Annotated in this window: 8 protein-coding genes, 1 pseudogene and 2 riboswitches; of the genes and pseudogenes, 7 read left to right on the top strand and 2 right to left on the bottom strand. The window is 39.0% G+C overall.

Going from position 1 to position 7,512, the window contains the following annotated elements; all coding sequences use genetic code 11:
- Positions 1 to 39 precede the first annotated feature (39 nt).
- Positions 40 to 237, bottom strand: coding sequence for a YwbE family protein (locus J7E67_RS05205; RefSeq protein ID WP_088086847.1), 198 nt, complete (start codon positions 235 to 237; stop codon positions 40 to 42).
- Positions 230 to 433 carry a hypothetical protein gene (locus J7E67_RS05200; protein ID WP_214716971.1) on the bottom strand — a complete coding sequence of 68 codons (204 nt, stop codon included), beginning with the start codon at positions 431 to 433 and terminating at the stop codon, positions 230 to 232. Before J7E67_RS05200 ends, J7E67_RS05205 begins: the two co-directional genes overlap by 8 nt.
- 249 nt (positions 434 to 682) lie before the next feature.
- On the opposite strand from J7E67_RS05200, the gene katA reads away from it, so the two are divergent.
- The 7 genes and pseudogenes from katA (at position 683) to J7E67_RS05165 (ending at position 7,511) form a co-directional block, all read left to right on the top strand.
- Positions 683 to 2,143 carry a catalase gene (gene katA, locus J7E67_RS05195; protein WP_214716970.1) on the top strand — a complete coding sequence of 487 codons (1,461 nt, stop codon included), beginning with the start codon at positions 683 to 685 and terminating at the stop codon, positions 2,141 to 2,143.
- Positions 2,144 to 2,308: 165 nt separating this feature from the next.
- Positions 2,309 to 2,779 carry a GyrI-like domain-containing protein gene (locus J7E67_RS05190; protein ID WP_214716969.1) on the top strand — a complete coding sequence of 157 codons (471 nt, stop codon included), beginning with the start codon at positions 2,309 to 2,311 and terminating at the stop codon, positions 2,777 to 2,779.
- A gap of 161 nt (positions 2,780 to 2,940) precedes the next feature.
- Positions 2,941 to 3,089, top strand: a riboswitch (FMN riboswitch).
- Positions 3,090 to 3,236: 147 nt separating this feature from the next.
- Entirely contained in the window at positions 3,237 to 3,896 is a 660-nt protein-coding gene (ribE, locus tag J7E67_RS05185; RefSeq protein ID WP_214716907.1) for a riboflavin synthase, read from the top strand.
- A gap of 59 nt (positions 3,897 to 3,955) precedes the next feature.
- Positions 3,956 to 4,579: pseudogene (gene ribB / locus J7E67_RS05180) on the top strand (3,4-dihydroxy-2-butanone-4-phosphate synthase); the annotation flags it as partial.
- Positions 4,580 to 4,604: 25 nt separating this feature from the next.
- Positions 4,605 to 5,075 carry a 6,7-dimethyl-8-ribityllumazine synthase gene (gene ribH, locus J7E67_RS05175; protein ID WP_214716906.1) on the top strand — a complete coding sequence of 157 codons (471 nt, stop codon included), beginning with the start codon at positions 4,605 to 4,607 and terminating at the stop codon, positions 5,073 to 5,075.
- Between the two features lie 58 nt (positions 5,076 to 5,133).
- Positions 5,134 to 5,325, top strand: a riboswitch (cobalamin riboswitch).
- A 193-nt stretch (positions 5,326 to 5,518) separates the two neighbouring features.
- Entirely contained in the window at positions 5,519 to 6,484 is a 966-nt protein-coding gene (locus tag J7E67_RS05170) for an ABC transporter substrate-binding protein (RefSeq protein WP_214716905.1), read from the top strand.
- Positions 6,450 to 7,511 carry a FecCD family ABC transporter permease gene (locus J7E67_RS05165; protein WP_214716904.1) on the top strand — a complete coding sequence of 354 codons (1,062 nt, stop codon included), beginning with the start codon at positions 6,450 to 6,452 and terminating at the stop codon, positions 7,509 to 7,511. The genes J7E67_RS05170 and J7E67_RS05165 overlap by 35 nt, the downstream gene beginning before the upstream one ends.
- Position 7,512 lies beyond the last annotated feature (1 nt).

Here is a 7,512-nt window from a genome sequence, read left to right as displayed (position 1 = left end):
GTACTTTTTCAGTGGCCTCCATAAATGTAGAGGGTTGGTTTAACGATTGATTTCCTTGACTCTGCCAACTTGACCATCCGTCAGCCGCACTTTAATGCCATGTGGGTGAAAACTTGACTTGGTCAATATATCCTTAACAGTTCCCTCAGTGAGTTTCCCGCTTCTTTGATCTGCTTTTAGGACTATTTTGACTAAAGTCCCAGGGACAATGTCTACTCTATTTTGACCACTAGACACCCATTTTTCTCCGTGAATTACTTACTTTTTTAGTCTGCTGGCTTTGCAGCTTTTTAGTTGCCTGTGAGCTATTTGAGCTTGAATTTCCTCCGGCCGCTTTGTTTTTCTTATTTTCCAACTGCTGTTTCATCGCTTCTTGAAGACTAATTTTCTTCTTCGGTTCTTCCTGTGGATTGGTTTGGTTTGAATCACTCATAAAAAATCCTCCTAATAAAGTGTTGACTTCATTATAAGCTATTTTCGTCCAAATAAAAATTTTTTTGACGTTATTTCTTATTTTTGGAATAACGTCCTTTATTTTTAATACCTATGTAATAGTGGGGGGTACATGTTATCCTGTTGATAATCAATATTAATTTATATTTATTATAATTTAGTATTGATTTTAATAAGATTTATATTATAATTTGTTTAAGCTTTAAAAAATAGTTTACGAGGTGATCAAATGGGTAATGGCAACAAACACTTAACAACAGGAAATGGAGCACCAGTCGGTGATAATCAAAATTCGATGACGGCTGGATCACGTGGACCAACATTGATTCAAGATGTACATTTACTAGAGAAATTGGCACACTTTAACCGTGAGAGAGTTCCTGAGCGTGTTGTCCACGCCAAAGGTGCCGGAGCACATGGCTATTTCGAAGTGACCAATGATATGTCAAAATATACAAAAGCAAAATTGTTTAATAGCGTTGGAAAACGTACACCTATGTTTATTCGCTTCTCAACTGTTGCAGGTGAACTTGGTTCAGCTGATACAGTTCGCGATCCGCGTGGCTTTGCTGTTAAGTTTTATACGGAAGAAGGAAACTATGATTTAGTAGGGAACAATACGCCAGTCTTCTTCATTCGCGATGCGATTAAATTTCCTGATTTCATTCATACTCAAAAAAGAGATCCTAAAACCCATTTGAAAAATCCAACTGCAGTTTGGGACTTCTGGTCACTGTCACCTGAATCCTTACACCAAGTTACCTATTTAATGGGTGACCGAGGACTTCCAGCAACACTTAGACACATGAATGGCTATGGCAGCCATACCTTTAAATGGGTTAATGCGGATGGAGCGGCAGTTTGGGTCAAATATCACTTTAAATCCGAACAAGGTGTTAAGAATATGGCACCAGAGCTTGCTGGTAAGTTAGCTGGTGATAATCCTGATTACCATACGGAAGACTTATTTCATGCAATTGACAAGGGGGACTTCCCAGCATGGAGACTCCATGTTCAAATCATGCCTTTTGAAGATGCTGAAACGTATCGCTTCGATCCGTTTGATGTCACAAAGGTATGGTCACATAAGGACTACCCATTAATCGAGGTTGGGCGTATGGTGCTCAACCGTAATCCGGAAAACTATTTTGCAGAGGTCGAGCAGGCCACATTCTCTCCTGGAACAATGGTCCCTGGTGTTGAGGCTTCGCCGGATAAAATGCTTCAAGGCCGACTATTTGCTTATTCGGATGCCCACCGCTATCGTGTAGGACCGAATCATAATTTGCTCCCAATTAATCGTCCAAAGGTAGAAGTAAATAACTATCAACGTGATGGGGCGATGCGTTCCGATCATAATGGTGGTGGTTCGGTTTACTATGAGCCAAACAGTTTTGGAGGACCAAAGGAGGAACCTGAACATAAACAAACTGCCTTCCAGGTTACTGGACTTGCTGAACAAGTAGCCTATGATCAAAATGACCACTACACACAAGCCGGTGATTTATATCGCTTAATGTCAGCAGACGAGCGTGCCCGCTTAATTGAAACAGTGGTAGGCGCAATGAAGCCAGTTGAGAGGGATGACATAAAGCTTCGTCAAATTCAACATTTCTACAAAGCAGACCCAGAATATGGTGAGAAAGTAGCCAAAGGGTTAAATCTAGCTATTCCTCAAGAGGTAAAGTGACTATGAAACTAGTAAAGGCCGTTCATTAAGATGAACGGTCTTTTTTCATGGTAACAAGAGCTGAGATCTAGTCAATTTTTTAATGATTAATCGAACTATTTTTGCAGGAATTTAAGGGCAATGATTAGAATTATATTAATATGATGATTCAAAAGGGGGATTAGCATGAGTATCCAGGTAATAGAAAAAGAAGAAATGAAAGTTGTTGGGATTTCATGGAATGGAACTTACTCACAAATCAGTACACTTCCACGTCTTTTTCAAGAAATGGTTAATCGACTAGAAGAAGTATCCTATCAAACGAAAGAACCTGTATTGATTGCACCTTTTCATAGCCGGGAAACAGAGTTCACCTATTATGTAACAACGCCCGTAGAAAAAATTGACGAAATTCCCGATGGTATGGTTGGATTTACGATTCCGAGTAAAAATTATGTTTTTTCTACCCATAAAGGAAAGCAAGAGGAAGTCGAAATTACATATCAACAAATATATGCTTGGATGAAAGAATATGGCTATGAACAGGATCACAACGCATTAAGCATTGAAGTATATAAAGAAGAGAATAAACATCTGTATGCTTCTGGGGAGCTTCACTTTGATATTTATTTACCGGTAAAGACTTATAAAGAGTAAACTAATTCTTTCAATGGAAGCAAGCTAAGGGAAGAAGCAATCACCTTAGCTTATGGATTTTATGTGAAATAATGATCAAATAATTTTAGAATGAAAATACTTTTTAGTGCGTTTCCCTTTACTGTTACAATAGATTATACTATCATTAATTTAAGAATTGTATATTCCTTCGGGGTCAGGTGAAATTCCTAACCGGCGGTGATGAAGCGATGCTTCTTAGTCCGTGACCCGTTTAACATATTATTGTTAAACGGTGGATCTGGTGAAACTCCAGAGCCGACAGTTAAAGTCTGGATGGGAGAAGGAAAAGACAGGATTAATTGTAGGGTGTAGTGTACCTATTTTTAACCCTTTATTTTCTATTGTCTTTTACAGGACCCTGAGGACTTATTGTCTTCAGGGTCCTTTTCATTTTAGCGTAAGAATTTAAGTGGAACCTAGTAAGGAGAAGGAAATTATGTTTACTGGAATTATTGAAGAAATTGGGGTAGTCGCGAACATCCAGCGGACTGGGGAGTCGTTTGTGTTAGCCATTGAAGCAAAGAAAATACTAAATGATGTTCACCTTGGCGACAGTATTGCGGTCAACGGGGTATGTCTAACGGTGACATCCTTTACGGGAAAGCTGTTCACGGTAGATGTTATGCCCGAAACGGTCAAAGCTTCAAGTTTAAATATGGTAAAGCGAGGTTCCAAAGTAAATCTTGAGCGGGCGATGGCAGCAGGTGGAAGGTTTGGCGGCCATTTTGTCTCAGGACATATCGATGGAACAGGCATAATTAAAAGTAAACAGTCCTTCGAAAATGCGGTCTACTATGAGATTGAAGCGGAGCAGGAATTATTAAAATATGTCATCTTAAGAGGCTCTATCACGGTAGATGGGACAAGTTTGACTGTTTTTGCGGTAACAGAAAATAGTTTTACACTATCGATCATCCCCCATACATTATCGGAAACGATTTTGGGACTAAAAGGGTCAGGGGATATCGTTAATCTAGAATGCGATATGATTGGTAAATACGTTGGACATTTTATCAAAAACCTTTCAAGTGATACAGCGCAAAAGCGTAAGACAGGGATAACGGCACAATTTTTAGCAGACAATGGCTTTAATTAAATGATGGTTGGAAAAGTCTAGTTTTAATTGGTTTGTAATTTTGAAAGGAGAGATGTGGCGTGTTTAATACGATTGACGAAGCTCTTGCTGATTTAAAAGAAGGAAAGGTTGTTATTGCCTGCGATGATGAGAACAGGGAAAATGAAGGGGACTTTATTTCTCTTGCTGAAAAAGCAACGCCTGAGGTTATAAATCTTATGGCCACTCACGGAAGAGGTCTAATCTGTGTTCCCATTGACGAGGCATTAGCTCAAAAGCTCGACTTACATCCAATGGTTTCCAAGAACACGGATCCAAATCGAACAGCTTTTACCGTAAGCATTGACCATAAATTTTCTACCACTGGCATTTCTGCATTTGAACGTTCAGCAACGGTGTTGAGTATGGTTGACCCGGAATCAAAAGCATCTGATTTTTTAAGACCAGGGCATATGTTTCCGCTAATTGCTAAAAAAGGCGGAGTCTTGAGCAGAACGGGGCATACAGAAGCAGCTGTAGACCTTGCAATTTTATGCGGTGCCAAGCCTGCTGGTGTCATTTGTGAAATCATGAATGACGATGGCACGATGGCACGTGTCCCCCAACTGCGTAAAATTGCTGATAAGCTAAACATTAAAATGATAACGATTAAAGATTTAGTAGAATACCGAAACAACAAGGAAAACTTAGTTAAGCGGGAAGTTTAAAACAAATTTAGGAGGCATACTCATGGGTAATATTTTTGAAGGAAATTTAGTTGGCTCAGGATTAAAAGTTGGAATCGTGGTTGGACGTTTTAATGAATTCATTACAAGTAAATTATTAGGCGGTGCACAGGATGCACTTAAAAGACATGGCGTCAGTGAGACAGACGTAGATATTGCCTGGGTACCAGGTGCATTTGAGATTTCATTAATTGCCCAAAAAATGGCTAATAGCAAAAAATATGATGCAGTTATCACGCTCGGCACAGTCATTCGCGGCTCTACTCCACATTTTGACTTTGTTTGTAATGAAGTGGCAAAAGGGGTTTCCGCAATTAATTTAAGTAGTGGCATTCCGGTCATTTTTGGAGTGTTAACCACGGATTCTATTGAACAAGCGATTGAGCGTGCCGGAACAAAAGCAGGTAATAAAGGTTGGGACGCAGCATCGGCAGCTATTGAAATGGCAAATTTATGCAGAACGATTGAACTATAAAATTATTGCAAAAAACATATACAAATCATTCCACCTTTTCTATAATGAATTTAACAAAAAATATTTTTAAAAATTAGGTGCTAAATCTTTACGAAAGATTTTCAGCTTAAAAGGGAAGTTTGGTATAAGCCAACGCGGTCCCGCCACTGTAAATGAGAGCAACCTATATGGTGCCACTGTCGAATTCGATGGGAAGGCATAGGAAGCGATGATCATGAGCCAGGAAACCTGCCTAATTCTTGTGCGCCAATAAACCTACGAGGATAGGAAGGTGTTGAAGGCTAGACTCCTTTTACTTTTCACTAGTAATTGAATCTAATCATACCAACATCTCCATTAACAGTGTGGAGATGTTTTTTTGTTGTTATCCAAGCAATTGTGTTTAGCACAAGAGGAATTATTTTTTGTTACATAAGGTAATTACACAGAAAGCAGGGAGAAAAATGAAAAAATTGTATTCATTGCTGTTAGTAGTATTATTGACAGTAGGAGTTTTAGCAGGATGTGCTGAAAAGAAAGACGAAGTTAACGAAGAAAATAAAACTAGTGTAGAAAAGAAAACAGCGGAAATAACCTATCCAGTTACACTTACTGATGCTGCCAAAACTAAAGTTATCATCGAAAAGAAACCTGAAAAGATCGTTTCACTAATTCCAAGTAATACAGAAATTGCATTTGCATTAGGACTTGACAAAGAAGTGGTGGGAGTGTCTGATTTCGATAATTATCCGGAAGCAGCGACGAAAAAAGAAAAAATCGGCGGACAGGAAATAAACTTAGAAAAAATCATTTCCTTAAAACCAGATTTAGTGCTAGCACATGCATCGTCCGCTCATAATTCTGAAGCAGGGCTTCAGCAGCTTAAAGATGCTGGAATTACCGTTTTGGTTGTTAATGATGCGCAAAATTTTGACCAAGTTTATGATTCCATTGATATGATTGGGAAAGCTACCGGTGAAACAGCGAAAGCCGATGAGATGATTAAAGGGATGAAGGATAAATTGGCCGAAATTAAAGCAAAGGCTGGGGAAATAAAAGAAAAGAAAAAGGTATTAGTTGAAGTTTCACCCGCTCCAGAAATTTATACACCTGGCAAGAATACCTTTATGGATCAAATGCTAAATATAATTAATGCGGAAAACATCGCAAATGATCAAGAAGGCTGGATTAAAATTGATCAAGAGGCGATGATTAAACGCAATCCAGATGTAATCCTGACTACCTATGGATACTATGTCAAAAATCCGGCGGAACAAGTTTTAACTAGAAAGGGCTGGGAAACGGTCAACGCTGTAAAAAATAAGCATGTAGTCGATGTGGATTCTGATCGCGTGACTCGCTCAGGCCCTCGGATCGTTGAAGGAGTAGAAGATCTTGCAAAGGCTGTCTATCCTGAGATTTTTAAATAATAAATATTTAGCCTATATAATAGCTGGAATGTTCCTTGTTCTAGCTTTTTTATTAGGGATTTCAATTGGAACAGTTTCGGTTCCAATCTTAACAATTATTAAGATTATCAGTGCTAAATTATTTGGGGTTATTTCATTGGAGACAATTGACCCTATGTATTCAAGTATTGTCCTTAACATTCGCTTACCTAGAGTGATTTTATCTGGTCTTGTCGGGGCTTCTCTTGCTATTGCAGGGGCAGTCTTCCAAGGTCTGCTAAGAAATCCGTTAGCAGATCCTTATACATTGGGTGTATCCTCCGGGGCGTCAGTTGGAGCGGTGTTGACACTGTTTTTCCATCTATCTATTCCTTTTATTGGTTCCTTCACATTACCATTGCTAAGTATTTTATTTTCCTTTTTAACCATCTTTTTAGTCCTTACTTTCGCCAGTAAAATAGAGCGTTCGATGAGAGTGGAAACGATTATTTTAACAGGGATAATTTTTAGCTCCTTCTTAGGGGCAATTATTTCGCTGATGATTGCGCTTACTGGAGATGAGTTGAGGCAAATTATTGGCTGGCTATTAGGAAGTGTATCGATGAGAGGCTGGGAGTACATAAAGATCATTTTGCCATTTTTTATCATTGGCTCAGGCCTGCTGATTTTTAATGCAAAGGAACTAAACGCCATGTCGTTTGGTGAAGAGCGGGCACAGCATTTAGGGGTCAATGTTCAAAAAAGAAAGCTAATTATTTTAACAGCTGGCTCTATTTTAACAGGAGCGGCAGTTGCGGTGTCAGGTACCATTGGTTTTGTCGGGCTAGTGATTCCACATTTATCAAGATTATTATGGGGTCCCGATCACCGGCACCTCCTTCCGTTATCAATCATAACAGGAAGCGGTTTTTTAATCTTAGCTGACCTAATTTCAAGAACAATCATATCTCCTACAGAATTACCCATTGGTGTCATCACGGCTTTAATTGGTGCACCGGTATTTGCAATAATCCTGCTCCAAAGAAAAAGAACGGAAAGAAGTGGTTAAA

The organism is Bacillus sp. ISL-46 (genome assembly GCF_018613205.1).
Note: the sequence above shows the minus strand (reverse complement) of the source record. Positions and strands in the feature narration are given on the sequence as shown.